This is a genomic window from Streptomyces albipurpureus (assembly GCF_023701525.1).
Lineage (GTDB): Bacteria > Actinomycetota > Actinomycetes > Streptomycetales > Streptomycetaceae > Streptomyces > Streptomyces albipurpureus.
Map to the genome: position 1 here is coordinate 22809 of NZ_JAMQAW010000011.1, position 20295 is coordinate 43103.

Consider the following 20295-nt stretch of genomic DNA (forward strand, 5'->3'; position numbering starts at 1 on the left):
GACCGACGTACCTGGTCGCGACACTCGATCCCGCCGCGGGAGACCGCATCAGCGGATGCCCAGGCCCAGGCGCATGACTTCGAAGTTCCCGGTGCACCAGCGCTGCGTCGCGGTGACGGAGCTGATGAGCCAGGTGCCGTCGGTCCGCACCAGTCGCAGGTCGTACTGGCCGCCGCAGGTCCACATCGGATCACCGGTCGTGGTCGGCAGGTAGTGCGCCGCCTGCACCTGCGACGTGCAGTGGGCCTCATCACCCGAACCCGTGACGATATGGCCGGAGACCAGGTGCTGTGTCGCCGCGAAGTTGGGCATCCGCTTGCTGACGCGGGTGATGAACTGTTCGCGGGTCACCCGCTCCGGCTCGCCACCGAAGATGCCGGTGTAGTCGCGGTCGATGACGTCGGTGAACAGCGTACCGAGCTCGTCCCAGCGATGGTGGTCGATGTACAGCGCCATCCGCGTGCAGCCATCGATGATGCCGAGACGGTCCTTCACATCAAGTGCGTTGTCAGCCACGGGCGTTCCCTTCCGATATCTCCGTCGACCCGTCGGGTCCACGTCGTGCGCCGAGCCGATTCGTTCGGCCGGCGTTCCGGTTGCCGCGCGAAAAGCTCGTGGCATCACCGGACTTCGCGATCACTGCGCCGTACCGTCGGCGGACGTCGGTGCGGCCTCGTGGCTGGGGGCCTCGCAGGAGGCGTTGCCGTATTCGTCGAGCACGCAGACCGGGCACTCCTCGGGCTCGTCGAGCGTGCCCACCACGGCCGCAACCGCCTCGGCGAAGGCGGGACCCCGCTCGGAAACCGCGGGCAGCCGTGGATCCTTGGCGTGCGTCAGGCCGAGGAGCAGCATCGACTCCAGGGACCGGTAGCCCGCCGCCGTCGGGTCGATCACCGGCACCGAGGAGCGCGCGGCGAGGATGCTGGCGACCGGGCTCATGCAGTTGCAGCCGAGCACGATCGACTGCGCGCCCTCGGCGACCGCGGCCTCGATCTCGGCGAGAATGCGGAGCATCATGCCTTCCCGCCCGGCCTGCATCTGCTGGTAGAAGCCGTCTTCGTCGGCGATCTCAGCCTGCTCGGCAACGGTGCTCACGTAGCGGACCGACACGCACTGGCGGCCGACCGGGTTGTCACGCAGGATCCGGTCGTACGTGAACGCCGTGGTCTCCGGCCAGATGGTGACGATGCCGAACTTGTCGCCGATGCCGGCCGCGGTCAGCAGGCCGGCCTGCCCGCAGCCGAAGACCGGGATGTCGACGGAGGCGCGTATCGTGCAGAGGCCGTAGTCGGCGACCGCCCCGATCACGATGCCGTCGAACCCTTGCCGCTGCGCGCGCATGGCGGCTTCGACATACGCCAGGTCGGTGATCATCAAGTCGGCCGGATCGTTCACCAGCGTCGGGGTGCCGATCTGCACGAACTCCATCTGGAAACCGGGGGTGACGATCCCGGGCGCGACGCCGCGCCGGTCGGTCGGACCCGGCGAGGTGAGGTAGGCGATGCGCTTGATCATCAGATGCTCCTAGGGTTGCGCGCATTGCGGGACTGCGGATGGATACGGTCGGCTCGGAAACTCGATCAAGGAGCGCGCCGTGTCTGACGCCGGGAACCAGACCGAGCATCAATTCTGCTCTCCAGATCTAACATCTACTACCCAGAGATCTAGCTCTGTTCTCGCATCCGCGTCGAGGGGTTCGTCGAGCCTCTCTCGCGCCGCTCCGGGGACGCGGCCGCCAGGGGGTGCCGACCGCCTCCGAAGTGTCGTCAGGGCTCCGGCGATCGCTCCGCCCCCGGTCCGCCGATCGCGGCGAGACCCGCGTCGATGATTTGCGGGACCGACGCGCCTGCGCGGTCGAAACCGGAGCCCACCGTGATGCCCTGGGTGTACCGGGAGTGAACGCCCTCGGCGATGACGGCGACCTTGAAATACGCCAGAGCGAGGTAGAACGACAACTGCGTGATGTCCCGTCCGCTCGACCGGGCGTACCTCTCCGCCAGTTGCGACTGGATCGGGAATCCGGGGGCGGTGGCCGCGGGACCGTCCAGGAGCGCGTCGACGGCCGGGTCGCGGTAGACGAGGAACGTGGCGAGGTCCGCGAGCGGGTCGCCGAGGGTGGACAGCTCCCAGTCGACGACCGCGCGGACCCGGGACAGGTCGTCGGGGTCGAGGATGGTGTTGTCCACGCGAAAGTCGCCATGGACGATCGACGATTCGCCGGTGCCGGGCATCGCCGCGTCCAACGCCGCGAAGAGAGCGCCGACCGTGGGCAGCGGGCGGGTGGCGACCAGGTCCCATTGAGCACGCCAGCGGGTGAGCTGCCGCCGCAGGTAGCCGTCCGGGCGGCCGAGAGTCTCCAAGCCGAACTCACGATACGGGACGGCGTGGAGGCGTACCAGCTGGTCCAGCAGGCCGTCCGAGCACCGCGCGAGGTCGTCGACGGTCAGCGCGTCGGCGTCGGCGCGGGTGCGCAGGACGCGGCCGTCGACCCACGCCGCGACGCTGAACGGCGCACCGATGACGTCGGTGCCGTCGCAGTACGCGACGGCCTCGGCGACCGCGACGCCGCTGCCGCGCAGTCCGGACGTCACCCGGTGTTCGCGGCCGATGTCGTGCGCCGACGGGGTGAGACCGCCCAGGGGCGGGCGGCGGACGGCCCAGGTACTGCCGCCGTCCGTCACCCGGTAGGTGAGGTTGGATCGGCCGCCCGCGACGACTTCGGCGCGCAGCGATCCCCGGTAGCCGGGGACGTGCACCTGGAAGTACTCCCCCAGAGCGCCGAGTTCGAGTCCGGGAGGGCTGGTGACGGGGCCGGAACCGGTGGTCATCGCACAGCCTTTCGCTTCGCCAGGTCGCGGCCGATGATCTCTTTCATGATCTCGGTCGTGCCGCCGTAGATGGTCTGGATACGGGAGTCGAGGAAGGCCCTCGCGATGGGGTACTCCAGCATGTAGCCGTAGCCCCCGTGCAGTTGTACGCAGCGGTCGACGACCTTGGTCTGGAGTTCGGTGGCCCACCACTTGGCCTTGGCGGCGTCGACCGCCGTGAGCGTCCCGGCGTTCAACGCGAGGATCGCGGAGTCGAGGTACGCCCTGGTCACCTCCGCCTCGGTGACCAGTTCGGCGAGCAGGAACCTGCTGTGCTGGAAGTCCCGGATCGGCTGGCCGAACGCGGTTCGCTCGGCGCAGTAGTCCAGGGTCCAGTCCAGCGCCGCCTCGATGGCGCACTGCGCGGCCACGGCGATCGACAGGCGTTCGCGCGGGAGCCGTTCCACGAGGTGGATGAAGCCCTGGCCCTCCGTCCCGATGAGGTTCGCGGCCGGGACCCGGACCCCGTCGAAGAAGAGTTCCGCGGTGTCCTGCGCGTGGAGGCCCACCTTGTCGAGCTTGCGCCCCCGCGTGAAGCCCGGGGTGTCGCGTTCGACTGCGAACAGGCTCATGCCCTTCGCCCCGGCGTCGGGGTCGGTGCGGGTGAGCAGGATGACGAGGTCGGCGTGGATGCCGTTGGTGATGAAGGTCTTCGCGCCGTCGATGATCCAGCCGTCGCCCTCCCGTCGGGCGGTGGCCCGAATGCCTTGCAGGTCGCTGCCGGCTCCGGGCTCGGTCATGGCGATCGCCGTGACCGCCTCGCCCGCGCAGATGCCGGGAAGCCAGCGCTGCTTCTGCTCGTCGGTGGCGAGGTCGAGCAGGTAGGGCAGGACGATGTCGTCCTGGATGGCGAAGCCGGCCGCCAGTGACGCGGCGCCTACCCGGGCCAGTTCCTCCTTCACGACCGAGCGGTAGCGGAAGTCGTCCTGACCCGCGCCGCCGTACTCGCCGGGCACGGCGATGCCGAGCAGGCCCTGCCGCCCGGCTGCCGTCCACACCGACCGGTCGATGAGGCGTTCCTGCTCCCACCGTTGTTGGTTCGGAACGACCTCACGAGCGACGAACTGCCGGACCATCGCCCGGAAGTCCTGGTGGTCTCTGTCGTAGAGCGTGCGTTGCACGGATGGTGCTCCTTAGGACGGGCGCAGGTCAGGGACGTTCGGCGACGGCGCCGCGCGCGGTCAGGTCAGCCACGGCACCGGCGTCGACGCCCCAGGCGAGCAGGGCGGCCGCCGTGTCCTGGCCGGGCGCCGGGGCGGGGGTGCCGACCGTGCCCGCGGTGCGCTCGAGTCGCGGCGCGGGTGCGGGCTGGCGCGAGCCGACGAGGTCGGTGAAGACACCGCGCGCCGCGTTGTGGGGGTGCAGGTGGGCTTCCCAGGGGCTGAGGACGGGTGTCACGCAGGCATCGGTGCCGTCGAAGACCGCCGTCCACTCGTCGCGGGTACGCGTCGCGAACGCGGCGGTGAAGCGGGCCCGTAGTTCGGACCACCGGTCGCGGTCGTCCTGCTCGGGCAGGTTCGCGTCGGCTAGCCCGAGCCCGGCCAGCAGTTGCGCGTAGAAGTTCGGTTCAAGCGCGCCCACCGCCATGTACCGGCCGTCGGCCGTCTCGTAGGTGTCGTAGAACGGCGCACCGCCGTCCAGCAGGTTGTGCCCGCGAGGGTTGTCCCATTGGCCGGTGGCGCGCAGCCCGTGCAGGGGTGCGGTGAGCAGCGCGGCGCCGTCGACCATGGCCGCGTCGACCACCTGGCCCAGGCCGGAGTGCTCGCGTTCGTAGAGCGCGGCGAGGATACCGACGGCGAGCAGCATGCCGCCGCCGCCGAAGTCGCCGACCAGGTTCAGCGGCGGCACCGGACGTTCGCCGGCGCGGCCGATGGGTTCGAGGGCGCCCGCGAGCCCGATGTAGTTGATGTCGTGGCCCGCGCGGTGGGCGAGCGGGCCGGTCTGGCCCCAGCCGGTCATGCGTCCGTACACCAGGCGCCGGTTGGCGGCCCGGAGGTCGGCGGGCCCAATCCCGAGGCGTTCCGTCACACCGGGACGGAAACCTTCGACGAACACGTCCGCCGTGGCCGCGAGTCGGCGCACGAGCGCGGCGCCGTCGGGGTTCTTGAGGTCCACCGCCACCGAGCGTCGGCCGCGGTGGAGCGGGTCGCCGGTCGGCTGCGGACGGTCGTCGACATCGGTGACCCGGTCGATGCGCAGGATGTCCGCTCCGAGGTCTGCGAGGACCATGCACGCGAACGGCGCGGGCGCGAGGCTCGCGATCTCCAGGACGCGGACGCCGTGCAGCGGTCCCGGTCCGGATGCTGGCCGCGCGTCCCACCCGGTCATGCGCCGTCCTGCCTGGCAGCGCGGATGGCTCGCCGGGCGAGCGACCAGCGGTGCACCTCGGAGGGCCCGTCGTAGATGCGGAAGGCACGGACTTCGCGCAGGTACGCTGCGAGCGGGAGATCGCCGGAGACGCCGAGCCCGCCGCAGATCTGGATCGAGCGGTCGACGACCCGCCCGACGGCTTCGGCCACGAACGTCTTCGCGATGGACGTCTCGCGCTTGCCGGAAGCGCCGGTGTCGAGCACCCAGGCGGCCTCGCGGATCAGCGCGCGGCCCGCCGCCAAGTCGATCTCGCTGTCCGCGATGTGGGCCTGCGTCATGCCGAGGTCGCCGAGGCGACTGCCGAACGCGGTGCGGTTCGCGGCGTAGCGGACGGCGATGTCGTGAGCGTGCCGTGCGACGCCGAGCCAGCGCATGCAGTGGGTCAACCGCGCCGGAGCGAGCCGTATCTGGGCGTATGCGAAGCCCTTGCCCGGCTCCCCCAGTACCGCGTTGTCACCGACGCGCAGACCGTCGAACCGGAGTTCGCAGTGCCCGCCGACGAAGCCGTTGTCCAGCGTGGGCATGTGGCGTTCCAGCGTGTACCCGGGGGTGTCCGTCGGGACGAGAAACATCGTCGCCTCAGGCGAGCGGTCACCGCCTCCGGTGCGGGCCATGACGATGGCGAACGCCGCACCGTCGGCGCCGGTGATGAAGCGCTTGAGTCCGTCGATGACCCACTCGTCGCCATCCTGGCGGGCGGTAGTGGTGAGCTGCGCCGGATCGGACCCGGCGCCCGGGGCCGGCTCGGTCATGCCGAAGCACGAGCGCACCTGCCCGACCGCCAGCGGGCGGAGGAACCTCTCGCGCTGCGCGGGCGTGGCGGCCTTCTCCAGCAGGTGCATGTTGCCCTCGTCGGGCGCCGCGCAGTTCAGGGCGAGCGGGCCGAGCAGGCTGTATCCGGCCTCCTCCAGGACGACCGACTGGCCGCGCATGTCCAGGCCGAGCCCGCCCAGCTCCGAAGCGACGGTCGGGGCGAACAAACCTGCCTCGCGTGCGGCCTGCTGGAGCCTGGCGCGCAGGCCGTCGTCCGGCGCGGCCTGGCTGGCGAGCAGGGCCTCCTCCGCAGGCATTACGGTCTCGCGGACGAACCCTGCGATGCGTTCGCGAAGGTCCGCGAGGTGCGGTTCCAGAGTGAAGTCGATCGCCATCACAGTCCTCGGATCTCTGCGGCGAGTTTACCGATCGCTCGCTCAGTGGGAATGTGCAGGAAGGTAGGCGATTGCCTTCTTCCGGTCAACCCTTCGCCGACCGGACTTGACGGGCGCATGGGCGCCCCCTAGTGTCGCCACTGAGCGAGCGATAAGTAAGTCACTTGCGGAAGTTCTGTGCCGTGCCAGGCCGAAGGGGAGCAGGCCGAGGCCCTGAAAGGCGACGGCGGCGTGGCGATGATCACGATCACGAGGTCGCCACCGGTCGGCGCGGGGCCGGACGCGGAGCTCACCACCGACGCGAACGCGTGCCGCGCCGACCACGCGCGGAAACCGGCCGCCCCGAAGAGAGGTACCACCGTGGACACCGCACCCACGCTCGAAACGCGCCCGGCAGCCCTGGTGACGGGAGCTTCGCGCGGCATCGGCTATGCGATCGCCCACCGGCTGGCGTCCGAAGGCTACGACCTGACCCTCAGCGCCCGTGACGCGCTCACGCTCGACGAGGCCGCCAAGCACCTGACCGAGCTGGGCGTCCGGGTCGAGACGGCGCCGGGGGACATGGCGGCCGAGAAGGACGTACGGCGGGTCGCCGCGGCGCACGCCGAGTACTTCGGCCGCCTGGACGCCCTGGTGATCAGCGCTGGAGTGGGCTCCGCCGCGCCGGTGGCGGGCTATCCGCTCAAGCGCTTCGACAAGCAGTTCGCGGTGAACATCCGGTCCCCGTTCCTGCTCATCGGCGAATCCCTCGACCTGCTGCGGGCAACCGCCGCGCAGCAGCCGGTGACCGGAACGAAGATCATCGCGGTGTCCTCGTTGACCGCGCTCGCACCCGAGCCCGGCCTGGCCGCGTACGCCGCCAGCAAGGCCGCACTGGTCGCCCTGTGTGCTTCCGTCAACACCGAGGAGTCCGCGCACGGCGTCTCGGCCACCGCGATCTGCCCGGGCTATGTCAACACCGACATGAGCGCCTGGACGCACGACCGGATCGCGCCCGAGGAGATGATCTCGGCCGCCGACATCGCCGAACTAGGCTTCGCAGTCACGAGGTTGTCCCGGCACGCCGTCGTGCCCCAGCTGCCGGTGGTCCGGTCCGGCGCCGAACTCTGGCGCGCCTGACCCCCAAGCCGTGCTTCCATCCCCCGCCGAGTAAGCCGCCCCGCCCGGTGCCGCGCATCGCACGGACGGAAGAGGCATTCAGTACAAAGACGTTCACTCGGCGCTTATTGACCGGGAGAATTCCTCAAGACAGAATTAAGTTCTGCTATGCGCACCCGTGGGCATACTCAACGACCGCTGTCCGTCGTCCAGCCAACGGCGCCGTGCGCTTAGCCGCCCCGGACGTCGCACCGATCGCTGTTGCTACAGGTACCACAGCCCGATCAGCCAACTCAGCCGGATCATGCGAAGGAGAACATCTGTGAGCCACCCGTCGAGCCACCCCCTGGGCAACATCGGCGACGGCGACCTCACCGTCGCCAACATCCTCCGGCACGGCTCGACCTGGCATTCCCGGCGGTCGGTCCGGACGGTCGGTGCCGACGCCTCCGAAATGCTCTACGGCGACGTGGCCGGGCAGGTGGCGGCCCTCGCTCGTGGCCTCCAGGCGCTGGGGGTCCGGGCCGGTTCCGTCGTGGGCTCGTTCCTGTGGAATACCCGCGAGCACTTCGAGGCGTACTTCGCGGTCCCGGCCATGGGCGCGCTGCTGCACACGATCAACCCGCGCCTGTCCGCGGAACAGCTCGTGTTCACCATCAACCAAGCCGCCGACGAAGTCGTGATCGCGGACGCCTCGTTCCTCGACCGCCTCGCGGAGATCGCCGACCGACTGCCCACCGTCCGCGTGGTCGTCGTGGTCGGCGGGTTCGAGGACGGCGCCCTGGGTGCCTGGCCCGGCGAGGTGCTGCGCTACCAAGACGTCGTCGCCGGGCAGCCGACCGACTTCCCGTGGCCCGAGGTCAACGAGAAGGCCCCCGCGACCCTGTGCTTCACGACCGGGACCACCGGCGACCCCAAGGGAGTCGCCTACAGTCACCGGTCGATCTGGCTCCACGCGATGTCGCTGTGCACGGCCAACGCCGTCGCGCTCAACTCGCGGGACTGCGGCTACATCATCACGCCGATGTTCCACGCCAACGCGTGGGGCTACCCGTTCGCAACGTTCTGGGCCGGTGGCGATCTGCTGCTGTGCAACCGCCACGTGGACCCCGCGACCGTGGTCGAGGCGATCGAGCGCTACCAGCCGACGTTCTCCAACGGCGTGCCCACCGTCTGGAACGAGATCCTCAACTACGCGGACGCGGACCCGTCGCGCGACCTAAAGACGCTCAACCGCGTCATCCTCGGAGGCGCGCCCATCCCGCGCACGCTGCGCGCCGGATTGGACCGCTACGGGGTGGCGGCGCTGCAGGGCTGGGGCATGACGGAGACCTCGCCGCTCATCACGATGAACCGGCCGCCACGGACCGAGGAGGACACTGACCCGGAGCGCCGCGCCGACGGCCAGGGCCGCGTCCTCGCCGGTGTGGAGATCCGCCTCGTCCAGCCGGACACCGGCGAGATCCTGCCCGCGGACGGGTACGCGGTCGGCGAGTTCGAACTCCGCGGGCCCTGGATCGCCGACTCGTACTACGGCCTCGAATCCGACGACAGGTTCCGGAACGGCTGGCTGCGCACCGGGGACGTCGGCACGCTCGACCCACTCGGGTACGCGACCCTCACCGACCGGGCCAAGGACGTCATCAAGTCCGGCGGCGAGTGGATCTCCTCCAACGAGCTGGAACTCACCATCGCCCGGCACCCCGACGTACTCCAGACGGCGGTGATCGGAGTGCCCGACGACCGCTGGGACGAACGCCCGTGCGTCCTGGTCGTGATGCGCGACGGCGCCGAGACGACCCTGGCCGACCTGCGCGACACCCTGCTCGGCTCGGTGCCCAAGTGGTGGATACCCGAGCGCTGGGTGGAGCTCGACGAGCTGCCGCTGACCAGCGTCGGCAAGTTCGACAAGAAGCGCATGCGCGCGAACTACGCAGAGGGGAAGCTGAACGTCCAGCGCCCGTGAATCGGCCGTGCCGACCGCAGGGATCCCCGTCGGCTCCGGTCGAGCGGGCTCCCCTCGCTTCGGTACCAACAGAATACCCTTCCGTGCAACAGAGAATTGGAACGGGGCCCTGTAGCCCTACACATCGGGCTGCGCGACGAACCGGAGTGCATGCTGCGCGACACGCTCTGGTCCTCACTCCTGGTCACGCGCCGCGCGTCGTGGAAGTCCCCGCCGAACGGCCGCAGCTCGATCTCGTGGAGGGGGCGCGGCAGCTTCGCGGTGCTCTGGTCACCGCGGTCACCCGCCGCGCGCACCGCTATGAGGCCCTGTCGGCCGACCTGTCCGGTGGAGTGGACAGCAGCCTCGTCACCTGCCTGGCAGCCGCAGCGCGAGGGCTGTCGGCCCTCACCTACACCGACGCGGTCATGGCACAGGACGACGATGTCCGCTACGCCCGCCGTGTCGCGGCCGAGGTCGGCGGTATCACCCATCGGGTTCTCGACGGTAAGGAGCCGAGTGTGTGGAGGTCGCGCATGTGGGTGAGGACGCGCAGTCGGGGCCATGGGGTGGGGTCGTAGCCGTAGCTGTTGGTGAAGTCGGTGATCTGTTGGGGGGTTCGTCCGAAGCGGGTGCCTTGGACGGTGTTGGCGAGGTCGAGTTCGCGGGGTCCGTATGCGGCTTCGTCCCAGTCGCCGAGTCGTACGTTGTCGCCGTCCCAGAGGGTGTTACCGGGGTAGGCGTCGCCGTGGATGAATCCGTGCCCGAGGGGGAACTCAAGGTGTCGGTAGGCGTGGAGTGCGTCGTCGACCGCGGTGGTGAGCCATTGCCGCTGCGCAGGGTCGAGACAGATGCTGACCTCAACGGCGGACCTGAGTGAGGTGAGTGGTTGATAGGTGGGCAGGGCGATCGGTGGCGTGGGCAGGTGGTGGTGTGTCCCGTTGGGGATAGTGCACCCAGAAGGTCACGATGTGGGCGGTGGTGGTGACCGGTGGTGCCAGCGGTTCGACGGCGGGGAACCCGCGTCCGGTGAGCCATCTCAGGAGCGCGACGATCTTGGTGACGTGCGCGGCTTCCGTGATGGGTCTCACCCGGGCGACGGCGTTGATCTCCGGGAGGTGGTAGACGTCGGTGGCGTGGCTGCGTATCTCGGTCATGCCGCGGGTGGAGATGCCGAGTTCGCGAGAGGCGTCCCGGACGGAAGACTCAGAATCGCTGCGCTGGGTGGTCACTGGGGAGACGGTAGCGCGCCTGCGTCGAGGACTTGGTAGTCGCTGGTCAGTTCGAGGAGTTCGCGGGTGGCGGGCTCGGGGAGCTGGGACTGGTGGAGGGCGTGGGTGACGTGGTGGAGGCCGCGGCTGAGCTGTTGGATCCGATGTGAGCGGATTGGGCGCTGCCAGCGAGCTGTTGGAGATGACGTTCACGCGGTTGAAGGTGCCGTACACCGGTCGAAGAGCGGCAACGGTTGACCCCCGCTGGACGGGATTCGACTGTCAGGCATCCCGCCGGCGCAAGACCAGATAGCCGCCGATCAGGGCGGCGGCAGTCCAAGCCGACAGGATGACGAGCGCGATCCCGGGGCCGTAGTCGGGACCGACGCTGGTGTCGTCGGGTGGTGAAGCAATGCGCATCAGTTCCATGCCGGCCTGATCGGGCAGGTACTGGAGAACGGGCTTGAGCGCGGGAATGTTGCCCAAGCCCTGTGAACCGAGGAACAACAGCGGAAGCAGTACACCCAGCGAGATGGCCGAGCTGCGCACGATGGTCGCCACTCCCATGGAGAAGCCGCAGATCAGGGTCAGATAGACCACTGCACCGACGAGCGCGATCGGGACATCGTCCCTGCTGAGAGTGGTTCCATGGGGTCCGAACGCCGCTTGGGCGCTGATGAACGTGACGATGACGGTGCACATGGAGCAAACGAGGGCGACGAGTGTGCCCGCGAGGATCTTGCCGCTGAAAAACAGCCCACGTTGGGGCACTGCTGCGAGCGAGGCCCGTATCGACCCCGAAGAGTACTCGGAACCGACGATGAGCACACCGAATACGACCAGTGCGAGCTGTCCGAGCGTCACACCGTACAGTCCCACGAACAACGAATCGAAGTTGATGACGTCCTCAAGGCTATCGCGGTAGCTGAACCCGATGAGGGTACTGACTCCGGTGCTGAGGACTAGCGTCAACAGCAAAGTGAGGCTGGTCGACCGGATGCTCCACATCTTGGTCCACTCGGCGGCGAACACCGCGCGGGGCGTGTTGCTGGTCATCGATGCGTTCCCCTTGACTGCTCTGCCCGGTAGACGACCGTGTCGGCGGTGAGGCGCATGAACGCCTCTTCGAGAGAGGCTGTGTTCCGTCTCACCTCATGTACCGTCACCGCATGCGCCGCGGCGAGTACGCCGATCCGCTCAGCCTCGGCGGCCACCTGAAGACTGCCGTCGGCGCAGGCGGTGACCGTGATTCCGGCTCCGGCCAGCACATCGTGCAGTCGCTGCGGCTCCGGTGTTCGCACCTGCACCCCCGCGTCCGATTGCTGGTCGATGAAGGCGGTCATACTGGTGTCCGCGAGCAGTCGACCGCGGCCGATGATGATGAGGTGGTCGACGCTGAGTGCCACCTCGCTCATCAGATGGCTGGACACGAAGACGGTGCGCCCCTGCGTCGCCAGGTCCCGCATGAGCTTCCGAATCCACAGGACGCCTTCCGGGTCGAGCCCGTTGACAGGCTCGTCGAGCACCAGGATGGCGGGGTCACCCAGCAGCGCCGCGGCGATTCCCAGCCGTTGACTCATGCCGAGGGAAAACGTCCTGGCCTGTCGGTGCGCGACGCTCGACAGCCCGGTCAGCTCGATCACCTCCCGTACCCGGCGTGCCGGGATTCCATTGCTGCGAGCCAGAATTCGCAGGTGGTTCAGTGCGGTCCGGCGTGGGTGCACAGCTCTGGCATCGAGCAAGGCACCCACCGTGCGCAATGGGTCGGACAGCCGTTGGTATGGCACGCCGTCGATGCTGACCGTCCCGCTCGTGGGCCGGTCAAGGCCCAGCATCATGCGCATCGTGGTCGACTTTCCTGCGCCGTTGGGTCCCAGAAATCCCGTGACACGGCCGGGCTGCACCTGGAAGGAAAGCCCGTCCACAGCGGTGCATCTCCCGAAGCGCTTGGTCAGGTCGTTAGCTTCGATCATGCTGGTGATGGTCTGCGACCCACGGCGGCCTGCGCATCCGGCTGGACGCTGACCCTCCTTCCTCCGCCTCCAAGGGGAGCCAGGGCGTCAACTGCGCCCACGCATCCCCCTGTGGGCGGAGCGACCGTCACGGCCGCCGGGGGGAGGCGCATCAGCCATACACCTGGATAGGGTCGAGCGGTGCAAGCAGGTACCGCGATGGACCCCGACGATCATCCGATCCTGGCCCGGCGGCTGAGCCGGCGCCGGCGCATCGCCCTGGACAGCCTGCTCGTCTTCGCTTACCTGGCCGCGCTGTTGCTGACCGGTTCGACCGGTGCCGCCGCCGCCACGCCCTCGTTGGAGGTGCCGTGGGAGCAGCTCACCCTCGTCGTCGCGGCTATCGTGCCGCTCGTCGTACGGCGGATCTGGCCGTTGCCCGTGTTCGCAGTCGTGCTGGCGGTGAGCGTCTTGGCCGTCGCACGTGATGTGTTGTGGGACCCCTTTCTGCCAGCGTCCTTCGCCATCTACATCGTCGCCGTCAGGCTGCCGTTGCACCGTTGGTGGCAGCGATGGCTGCCCGGTCTGACGATCGCCTCGTTGGCCCTGGCCGACCTTGCCGCACGGGCGATCGCAGATGAGGCGTTTGGGCGGCGTGGCAGTCCAGGTCTGCTGCCGCTCGGCTTCGCCGCACTCCTCGGCGCCTGGCAGCTGGGGCGCTCCGCACACCAGAAGCGCGCAGTTGCCATTCGGGTTGCCGAGCACATCGCGCAGCGCGCCGCCACGGAGGAGCGTCTGCGGATCGCCCGCGAACTCCATGACGTCGTCACCCACAGCATGGGTCTGATCGCGGTCAAGGCCGGCGTGGCCAACCATGTGCTGCCCACCAATCCGCAGGAGGCGTATGACGCGCTGCGGGTGATCGAGCACACGAGCCGTACCGCGCTGAACGACATGCGTCGGATGCTTGGTGTGCTGCGTACCTCCGAGGGCGGACACCAGTCTGCGGCTCTCGGCCCCGTTCCCGGCGCAGTTGCGCTGCCGGAGCTTGTCGGGGCGGCGGGTGCGCAGCTGACGATGCGCGGTGTGGAACGTCTGCCTGATGGGGTTGGGCTGGCCGTCTACCGCATCGTGCAGGAGGCGCTCACCAATGTTGCCAAGCATGCCGGCGCGGCGGCGCGTTGCCAGGTGGTGATCGATGCGGACGGCCATCGAGTTCGGCTCGACATCACCGACGACGGAGGCAACGGGACGATCCTCGCGACGGCGCCCGGTGGTCACGGCATCGTCGGCATGCGCGAACGCGTCGCTCTGTACGGCGGTACCTTCACCGCCGGACCGCATCCGCAGGGTGGCTTCGCGATACGCGTGTCCCTGCCGTACAAGGAGAACGCATGACCCCGAGCCCGGAACTATCCGCGAATCCCGTGAAGGTTCTGATCGCCGACGATCAGGTGCTGCTCCGCGGCAGTCTACGAGTCCTCGTCGACGCGGAACCTGGTCTGGTGACGACGGCGGAGGCAGCGACCGGGACCGAGGCGGTGCGATCTGCCCGGCAGAACCCACCGGACGTGGTCCTGATGGACGTCCGTATGCCCGGAATGGACGGCATCGAGGCGACCCGGCACATCTGTGGCTCCCCCGAGACAGCGAACGTCAAGGTGCTGATCTTGACCATGTTCGACCTGGACGGGTACGTCTACGCCGCCCTGCGAGCGGGAGCCAGCGGGTTCCTCCTCAAGGACACGCCCCCGGCCGAGCTGCTTGCGGCGGTTCGGGTCATCGCAGCCGGCGATGCCCTACTGGCACCGGCCGTGACGAGACGCCTGATCGCAGAGTTCGCCCGCAGGCCTGGGCCCACGCGACCGCTACCGCGCACCCTGGACGGCGTTACCGAGCGCGAACGTGAGGTTCTGGCGCTCATTGCCCGTGGGCTGTCCAATACAGAGATCGCCGAGCGGCTGTACCTCGGTATCGCCACCGTGAAGACCCATGTCAGCCATCTACTGGCCAAGCTCGACGCTCGGGATCGCGCCCAGTTGGTGATCGTCGCGTATGAGAGTGGCCTGGTTGCGGTGGCACGACCACCGATCGGCCCCTGACGGGGCCCTGTCAGCAGCACCGGGCGTGCTCCGCGTGCGGCTGCTGCCCTTTGAGGCGACCGCGTCATATGTCCAACGCCGCGCTACGGCCTACCAGCTGACGCTGCCCCAGCTCCTCCACGGTGTCGGCATCGCCCTCCACGGCCACGGCACCCTGCCGGCAGCCGAACTCCACCTCAACCACAACGCGGCCCGTCACCTCGCCGCACCCCACTCCCCCACCTCACGCGCGCCCTGCCCCACTCATCCGCAACGACACCGCCCACGACACCGAGGCGGCCGCGCTCTGGAAGCGGCTCGTGGCAGGGCAGCAGCCAGTTCTTGCCTGCGCGCTGTGCACCCGCCACCGCAGCCGCAGCGCAACACCCACCGCCTGGGTACACCCACCGCCGTACCGGCTGGTGTGCCCGCGCCACCAGCAAGCCACTCCCGACCCAGGGCGCAGCCCGCGCGTCGTCGCCAGCGCGGGGTTCCGCTCGCACAGTTCGTCGAGAGCTTTTCGCTCAACGTCTGTGAGGCGCTCGGGCCGACGCATGATCCAGTCGGTGACCCTGCGCACGGTCAAGTGGGGCAAGGGGGCGGTGGCCGGGATCGCACCGTTACGGTAGGGCTTCTGGTGCCGGCGGACGGTGTTGACGTCGCCGTGGTAGCCGAGCCGCCGGATCTCCCGGGTGAGCGCCGAGGCATTGGTGCAGCCTTCCATCCAGCGGTGGTGCAGGTAGAGGCGGTAATCGTCGATCAGCGTGGGCCGGTGGATGGCTGCGATGAGAAGTTCATCGACTTCTGCGGCGCGTGCGAAGCGGTTGACCGTGCCGCGGCTGAGCTGGAGGTCGCGTGCGATAGCGCGAAGGCTGTCACCGCGTTCGATGCGTTCGTGGATCAGTTGGTGGCGTTCGCGAGTGCGGGCGACCAGAGGCCGCGGCCGTCCGTGGATGTCCAGCTCTGCCCGGTCGTGGCCTTCATGGGGTGGGCCGTCTTCGATGCGGTCGTCGTGGGAAGTGAGGGGTTGTCGCGGGTCAGCGCGATACCGCCCAATGACGCGTTCGACTGCTTGCGCCAGGTTGTTCAGAAGGTGCCATGCATCGGCTACCTGTCTGGCCTGCGGAGCGCCGGTCTGGGCCCCGTCGCGGAAGGATCAGGCCCGGTCGCGGCAGATGATCCGGACCTCAGGGTGATCCCGCAGCCAGGACGCGAAGGTACCCGCGGCCCGGTCGGCCAGGACATCGACCGGGCGGCGGGTTGCCATGTCGACGAGGATCGTCGCGTAGGTGCGTCCCCTTCGAACGGCGAACTCGTCGACGCCGAGATGCGGCACCAGTCCCGATGAAGGGAGCGGAAGCGCCCGGATCAGCCGGAGCAGCGTGTCCTTGCAGGTGTCGATTGCCATGAGCTCGGACAGGCGAGCTCCTGGCCGGCCGCCCAGGAACAGGGCCACGTCGGTGAGCTGGGTGGTGAGAGCGTCCGTGCGGCGTGCGTGGCGACGGGTCAGGGCAGGTATCTGCTCGGCAAACGTCCGGCGGGCGCAGTGCTGGTTCCCGCATACAAGTCGACGCGCTCGCAGTTCGATGCGTTCGCGTCGGCCGGCGACCGGACGATCCGCAAGAGTCCGCTGGTAGTAGCAGTGCACTCTCGAAGATCTCTGCCCGCATCCGGAACAGGCCGCCGACACGGCCCGTGAACGCACGGCGACCCGGGCCTCCGCATCCGTCAGCACCAGTTGGTCGACCTTCACACCGACACCAGGCAGTAGAAGGTCCGCGACCTGCACCCCACTCGTCACGCCTGATGGCTGCCCAACCACCCCCAAATTCGCGACAGAGCCCGAAAGCTGAGCCAGAGCCGTCTCTCGTGAATAGAGCCAGGCGTCACGGGCCGCAGCGACGTGGCCCCGGAACCGGACGCAGAGCGTCGCGAAACGCTCAACGTCTCGAGCACACCTTGGGGGGAACCACCTGCTGGAGACCGGACTCAGTCCGTATCAGCCCCGCAGTTGAGGCGAGATGTCTGCAGGAAGTCCTGCAGTTCCTCTGTCTTCTGGACGAATTGACGGTCCAGAAGGGAGATCGGGGCGCGTAGAAAGACGCTCCGCCCGTCCCTCAGGGACACCCGCACCCGGTCGATGCCCGCGCTGCGGCGTACGGTGATGTCGCGGACGTCCGTCCAGTCGGCCCTGCCCCGATCGCCCTTGCCGAAGGCGAGGAAACGCGGCGTGGCGGTGACCGCCTCCGGGCGCGGCAGTACCAGAATGCCCAGAGCGGCTGAGCCGATCACCCGCAGATGGTTCCGTATCCCCGCGACGGTCACCGGCTCACCCGTGACCAGCAGGATGACCTGGAAGAGCAGCCCACCGAGCAGCAGTGCGCTGACGAGCGGAAGAGCGAACTGTCCCATACCCATGATCGCTTCTTCCTCGTGCCCGGCGCCGGTGGCGCCTCCCACGGGAGGCGCCACCGGCAGGTCATGGGACCGAGCGGCCGAGAGGCCGCCGTACCCCTACTTCTTACAGTGCTTGTGCCGCTTGCCCACGTTCCCGGGCTTGGCCCAGGGCCGCACACCTATGCTCACGCTCGCTCCCATGGCCCAGGCAAAGCAGCCTTGGCGAGCCGCGGCTGCATTGATGTGATGCACGGCCCAAGCCGTGTACGCCCAGGCCAACCCTCCACGAGCCAGGACTCACCAGGAACTTAACTCGCTCCCATAATCGCCGTGGTCACCTGCTGGGGCCGCCCGGCGGCTAGCGGCCGGGCCTGCCTCAGTCGATGGTCGAGGCGCGGAATCAGTAGCGGTCTCCCTCGTAGATGGCGACTGTCAGTTCCATGGGTCTCGCATCCTGGTTGAAGGCAAGTTGCGTCGCCACCAGCACGGGGGGCGGTGAGTTCCAGCAGTCCTCGTTCCTCCACGGTCCGTTGTCGTGCCTCGACCGAGTAGTCCGCGACGTGCGGCACCTGTGACGGGGCGCCTGAAGCAGGGTCGCGTAGAGGGTTGAGTGTGTGAAATCGGTGTCCGCCCGGCTCGTCAGAGGTCTATGCTCAGCTCCTGACCAGCGGTGATGCGTTGGCCGTTTGAGGTCGCCACCGTTAGGCAACCGCCTGATGCAGGAGTTCCTGGATGCGCAGGCCGCGGTGGGCGTCGATGGCGTGGCTGGTCCCCGAGCGTACGGCGGCGGCGAACTCCCGTCGCAGCACCGGCCAGCACTCCTCGTGATCTAGCCCGGCCGTGTCATACAGGAGGGGGCCATTGGCGCCGTACAGCTCCACCTGGGTGCGGGCCCGGGGCAGCGGGACGGCTCCGGACAGGGACGCCTGGCTGACGGCTCCGTTGGCGTGCTCGCAGGTCAGCTCGATCCAGCGGCGTGGATCTCCGGTGCTGCGGACGGTAGTGATGGGGCCGATGGCGGCATCGAGCAGGTCCAGGAGGTGAGGGCCGAGGTCGAGCAGAGCGCCGTGTTCCAGTCGCCAGGCGGTGGCCAGGTCGCCGTCGAGGAAGGCGCCGTGGAGATAGCAGGAGCGCGCTCCGGTGACGGTGATGTCCTCGGCCGCACGCAGGAAGGCACGTGTGGCGGGGTGGTAGCGCTTGGTCAGGACGAGCTGGGTGACCACCCGGTGTTCGGAGACCGCGTCGGCGACCGCCCGGGCCGACGCGAGGTCGGGGCCAAGCGGTTTCTCAAGCAGCATGGGCTTGCCGGCCCTGGCCGCTCGGACGGCGAGTTCTGCCTGAATGGCCGGGGGCACGGCGAACGCGACCGCCTCGCTCAGGTCGAGCAGTTCCTCGAAGGTGGCCGCGACCGGCGCACCGTAGGGCGCGGCTGTCTCCGCCGCTGCCTCCGGTCGGCGCGCCCACACACCCGCGAGGGTGGTCTCGGGCCCTGCGGCGAGGCTGCGGGCGTGCATGGCCCGCGCCCAGGGGCCGGCGCCGACGAGGCCGACTCGGACGGGAGGAGACTGCGGGGAGTGGGGCATGGTGCGCTCCTGGGTAGGGCGGGGCGGAGAGTCAGGAAGATCGCGTGGCGGCCGCGAGCCGTGCGTCGGCCTGTCCCGGCGCGTAGAGGTGCTCCACGACCATGACCGCGGCTCCGATCAGACCCGCCTGTTCACCCAGTTGGGATGTCGCAACGGTGAGATGGGCGGTGGTGCGCGGCATGGCGCGCTGGTACAGCAATTCCCGGACTCCGGTGACGAAGGGGTTGCCTGCGAGGTCGCCGGAGATGACGAGGACACCCGGGTTGAGCAAGGTGACGACGGTGACGAGGACCTCGCCGACCTGCTGACCGGCTTCGCGGGCCAGGCGTACGGCGTCCGGCTGGCCCGCCGCCAGATGGGCGCGGACATCGGAACCTGACGAGGTGGGAATGCCGATATCGGTGAGCTGTACGGCGATCGACCGGCCGCTCGCCACGGCGGCGAGACAGCCGTAGGAGCCGCACATGCACAGGGCGCCGGGGCGGTCGTGCAGCCGGATGTGCCCGATGTCGCCGGCCCCGCCGTCGATGCCACGGTACGGTTCGCCTCCCACGACGACACCGGCGCCGATGCCGGTGGACACCTTGACGAGCAGGAAGGCCGCGCAGTCGGGATAGTGCCGTCGCTGCTCGGCGTAGGCCATGAGGTTGGCGTCGTTGTCCACGAGTACGGGGACGTCGTCGCTCGCGCCCCGGACGTGATGGGCGTACGCCTCCCGCAGCCGCACGGGAATGGGGTAGCGGTCCCAGCCGGGCATGATCGGCGGCTGGACGACGGTGCCCGTGGTCCAGTCGACGGGGCCGGGCACCGACAGACCGATGCCGCACACTGCGGCCGCGTTCGCGCCTGCGGTTTCGAGCAGCCTCGGGAACCAGGAGGCGACGGTGTCGAGCACTCGCTCCGGGCTGTCGATCTCACCTATGGACGCGGCACCGACGCGGTGATCGACGCGGTCGGCATGGAAGCACATGGCGCGCCCGTCGCGAAAGCCGCGCATGGGGCCGTGGGGCTGTTGCCCGACGCTCTGGGAAAACGGCTCATGGAAACTGTGGGCGTGGACCGCTTGGCCGCTTTCAGGGCGGCGATCGACGTGGTGCGTAGGGGCGGCACCATCTCCGTGTCGGGTGTGTACGGCGGCGCGGCTGACCCCGTGCCGATGCTCACCATGTTCGACAAGCAGATTCAGCTCAGGATGGGTCAGGCCAACGTCAAACGCTGGGTCGACGACATCCTCCCGCTGCTCACCGACGAGGACCCGCTGGGCGTCGATGCCTTTGCCACGCACAGGTTGTCGCTCGAAGAGGGGCCGCAGGCGTACAAGACCTTCCAGGACAAGCAGGACGGCATGATCAAAACATTGCTGGCTCCTTGATCGGCAGCGACGCCACCGGGCGAAGCGGCATTGTGAGTACTGGCCGGGACAGGGCCTAGTACGGCATGGCAGCGCAGCCCCCTCGGTAGTCGTCGCAGCCGCTTTCCCGTTGCCCGCGAAGTTGACGTGACCGCACCGCGGGTGGGGCGCCCCCGATGTCCACCGCATTCCCTACCTGCTTCAGCCGCTGAAGACCTCCGCCGTAGTTGGTGCCCGTGCTGGCTAGGCCTGGATGCTGAATCAGCTGACGAGATCTGGGTCGCGGAGACCT

General features: G+C 68.9%; 20 protein-coding genes and 1 pseudogene. 5 read left to right on the forward strand and 16 right to left on the reverse strand.

What is annotated here, in order from left to right; genetic code table 11:
• Positions 1–48: 48 nt before the first annotated feature.
• From NBG84_RS14330 to NBG84_RS14355, 6 genes are all read right to left on the reverse strand, one after another.
• A complete protein-coding gene (locus NBG84_RS14330) occupies positions 49–516 on the reverse strand; it encodes a nuclear transport factor 2 family protein (RefSeq protein ID WP_250919805.1) in 468 nt (155 codons plus the stop codon).
• 120 nt (positions 517–636) lie between these two features.
• On the reverse strand, positions 637–1515 hold the full coding sequence (locus NBG84_RS14335) for an aspartate/glutamate racemase family protein (RefSeq protein WP_250919806.1): 879 nt from the start codon (positions 1513–1515) through the stop codon (positions 637–639).
• Between the two features lie 251 nt (positions 1516–1766).
• Complete coding sequence (locus tag NBG84_RS14340; protein WP_250919807.1) at positions 1767–2828, reverse strand: phosphotransferase family protein; 1062 nt, start codon at positions 2826–2828, stop codon at positions 1767–1769.
• Positions 2825–3988: an acyl-CoA dehydrogenase family protein gene (locus NBG84_RS14345; protein WP_250919808.1), complete on the reverse strand. Its 1164-nt coding sequence runs from the start codon at positions 3986–3988 to the stop codon at positions 2825–2827. The genes NBG84_RS14340 and NBG84_RS14345 overlap by 4 nt, the downstream gene beginning before the upstream one ends.
• 28 nt (positions 3989–4016) lie before the next feature.
• The gene (locus tag NBG84_RS14350; protein WP_250919809.1) at positions 4017–5195 is read right to left on the reverse strand and encodes a CaiB/BaiF CoA transferase family protein; all 1179 of its coding nucleotides are present in this window, start codon (positions 5193–5195) and stop codon (positions 4017–4019) included.
• A complete protein-coding gene (locus NBG84_RS14355) occupies positions 5192–6385 on the reverse strand; it encodes an acyl-CoA dehydrogenase family protein (RefSeq protein WP_250919810.1) in 1194 nt (397 codons plus the stop codon). Before NBG84_RS14355 ends, NBG84_RS14350 begins: the two co-directional genes overlap by 4 nt.
• 237 nt (positions 6386–6622) lie before the next feature.
• Between NBG84_RS14355 and NBG84_RS14360 the strand changes: the two genes are divergently transcribed.
• The 3 genes from NBG84_RS14360 to NBG84_RS14370 all read left to right on the forward strand — a co-directional run bounded on the left by NBG84_RS14360 (position 6623) and on the right by NBG84_RS14370 (position 10009).
• On the forward strand, positions 6623–7504 hold the full coding sequence (locus tag NBG84_RS14360; RefSeq protein WP_250920059.1) for an SDR family NAD(P)-dependent oxidoreductase: 882 nt from the start codon (positions 6623–6625) through the stop codon (positions 7502–7504).
• Between the two features lie 301 nt (positions 7505–7805).
• The gene (locus NBG84_RS14365) at positions 7806–9449 is read left to right on the forward strand and encodes a long-chain-fatty-acid--CoA ligase (RefSeq protein WP_250919811.1); all 1644 of its coding nucleotides are present in this window, start codon (positions 7806–7808) and stop codon (positions 9447–9449) included.
• 146 nt (positions 9450–9595) lie between these two features.
• Complete coding sequence (locus tag NBG84_RS14370; protein ID WP_250919812.1) at positions 9596–10009, forward strand: asparagine synthase-related protein; 414 nt, start codon at positions 9596–9598, stop codon at positions 10007–10009.
• A 29-nt stretch (positions 10010–10038) separates the two neighbouring features.
• Here NBG84_RS14370 and NBG84_RS41530 read toward each other — a convergent pair.
• The 4 genes and pseudogenes from NBG84_RS41530 to NBG84_RS14390 all read right to left on the reverse strand — a co-directional run.
• A pseudogene (locus NBG84_RS41530) lies at positions 10039–10377 on the reverse strand (phosphotransferase family protein); the annotation flags it as partial.
• Positions 10289–10660 carry a hypothetical protein gene (locus NBG84_RS14380; RefSeq protein WP_250919814.1) on the reverse strand — a complete coding sequence of 124 codons (372 nt, stop codon included), beginning with the start codon at positions 10658–10660 and terminating at the stop codon, positions 10289–10291. The gene NBG84_RS14380 and the pseudogene NBG84_RS41530, both read right to left, overlap by 89 nt.
• A 261-nt stretch (positions 10661–10921) precedes the next feature.
• Entirely contained in the window at positions 10922–11695 is a 774-nt protein-coding gene (locus NBG84_RS14385; RefSeq protein WP_250919815.1) for an ABC transporter permease subunit, read from the reverse strand.
• On the reverse strand, positions 11692–12612 hold the full coding sequence (locus NBG84_RS14390) for an ABC transporter ATP-binding protein (RefSeq protein ID WP_250919816.1): 921 nt from the start codon (positions 12610–12612) through the stop codon (positions 11692–11694). Before NBG84_RS14390 ends, NBG84_RS14385 begins: the two co-directional genes overlap by 4 nt.
• 180 nt (positions 12613–12792) lie before the next feature.
• Here NBG84_RS14390 and NBG84_RS14395 point away from each other — a divergent pair, with 180 nt between their 5' ends.
• Both NBG84_RS14395 and NBG84_RS14400 read left to right on the forward strand, forming a co-directional pair.
• Positions 12793–13989, forward strand: coding sequence for a sensor histidine kinase (locus tag NBG84_RS14395; RefSeq protein WP_250919817.1), 1197 nt, complete (start codon positions 12793–12795; stop codon positions 13987–13989).
• On the forward strand, positions 13986–14693 hold the full coding sequence (locus NBG84_RS14400) for a response regulator (RefSeq protein WP_250919818.1): 708 nt from the start codon (positions 13986–13988) through the stop codon (positions 14691–14693). Before NBG84_RS14395 ends, NBG84_RS14400 begins: the two co-directional genes overlap by 4 nt.
• A gap of 64 nt (positions 14694–14757) precedes the next feature.
• On the opposite strand, the gene NBG84_RS40630 is transcribed toward NBG84_RS14400, so the two are convergent.
• The 6 genes from NBG84_RS40630 to NBG84_RS14425 all read right to left on the reverse strand — a co-directional run bounded on the left by NBG84_RS40630 (position 14758) and on the right by NBG84_RS14425 (position 19853).
• Complete coding sequence (locus NBG84_RS40630; RefSeq protein WP_285366728.1) at positions 14758–14892, reverse strand: hypothetical protein; 135 nt, start codon at positions 14890–14892, stop codon at positions 14758–14760.
• Between the two features lie 24 nt (positions 14893–14916).
• Positions 14917–15396 (reverse strand): hypothetical protein, encoded by a 480-nt coding sequence (locus NBG84_RS14405; protein WP_250919819.1) that lies wholly within the window; start codon positions 15394–15396, stop codon positions 14917–14919.
• Between the two features lie 432 nt (positions 15397–15828).
• Positions 15829–16494 carry a transposase family protein gene (locus tag NBG84_RS41535; RefSeq protein WP_425608636.1) on the reverse strand — a complete coding sequence of 222 codons (666 nt, stop codon included), beginning with the start codon at positions 16492–16494 and terminating at the stop codon, positions 15829–15831.
• Between the two features lie 167 nt (positions 16495–16661).
• Positions 16662–17084 (reverse strand): hypothetical protein, encoded by a 423-nt coding sequence (locus tag NBG84_RS14415; protein ID WP_250919821.1) that lies wholly within the window; start codon positions 17082–17084, stop codon positions 16662–16664.
• 686 nt (positions 17085–17770) lie between these two features.
• Positions 17771–18652, reverse strand: a complete 882-nt coding sequence (locus NBG84_RS14420; RefSeq protein ID WP_250919822.1) for a Gfo/Idh/MocA family protein — start codon at positions 18650–18652, stop codon at positions 17771–17773.
• Positions 18653–18683: 31 nt separating this feature from the next.
• Complete coding sequence (locus NBG84_RS14425) at positions 18684–19853, reverse strand: ROK family protein (RefSeq protein WP_425608642.1); 1170 nt, start codon at positions 19851–19853, stop codon at positions 18684–18686.
• Positions 19854–20295 lie beyond the last annotated feature (442 nt).

Bases quoted from the DNA above. Each gene is read 5' to 3' on its own strand.
- NBG84_RS14335 (WP_250919806.1), bottom strand. From the start codon at position 1,515: ATGATCAAGCGCATCGCCTACCTCACCTCGCCGGGTCCGACCGACCGG.
- NBG84_RS14340 (WP_250919807.1), bottom strand. From the start codon at position 2,828: ATGACCACCGGTTCCGGCCCCGTCACCAGCCCTCCCGGACTCGAACTC.
- NBG84_RS14350 (WP_250919809.1), bottom strand. From the start codon at position 5,195: ATGACCGGGTGGGACGCGCGGCCAGCATCCGGACCGGGACCGCTGCAC.
- NBG84_RS14355 (WP_250919810.1), bottom strand. From the start codon at position 6,385: ATGGCGATCGACTTCACTCTGGAACCGCACCTCGCGGACCTTCGCGAA.
- NBG84_RS14360 (WP_250920059.1), top strand. From the start codon at position 6,623: ATGATCACGATCACGAGGTCGCCACCGGTCGGCGCGGGGCCGGACGCG.
- NBG84_RS14385 (WP_250919815.1), bottom strand. From the start codon at position 11,695: ATGACCAGCAACACGCCCCGCGCGGTGTTCGCCGCCGAGTGGACCAAG.
- NBG84_RS14390 (WP_250919816.1), bottom strand. From the start codon at position 12,612: ATGATCGAAGCTAACGACCTGACCAAGCGCTTCGGGAGATGCACCGCT.
- NBG84_RS14400 (WP_250919818.1), top strand. From the start codon at position 13,986: ATGACCCCGAGCCCGGAACTATCCGCGAATCCCGTGAAGGTTCTGATC.
- NBG84_RS14405 (WP_250919819.1), bottom strand. From the start codon at position 15,396: ATGGAAGGCTGCACCAATGCCTCGGCGCTCACCCGGGAGATCCGGCGG.
- NBG84_RS14415 (WP_250919821.1), bottom strand. From the start codon at position 17,084: ATGGGACAGTTCGCTCTTCCGCTCGTCAGCGCACTGCTGCTCGGTGGG.
- NBG84_RS14420 (WP_250919822.1), bottom strand. From the start codon at position 18,652: ATGCCCCACTCCCCGCAGTCTCCTCCCGTCCGAGTCGGCCTCGTCGGC.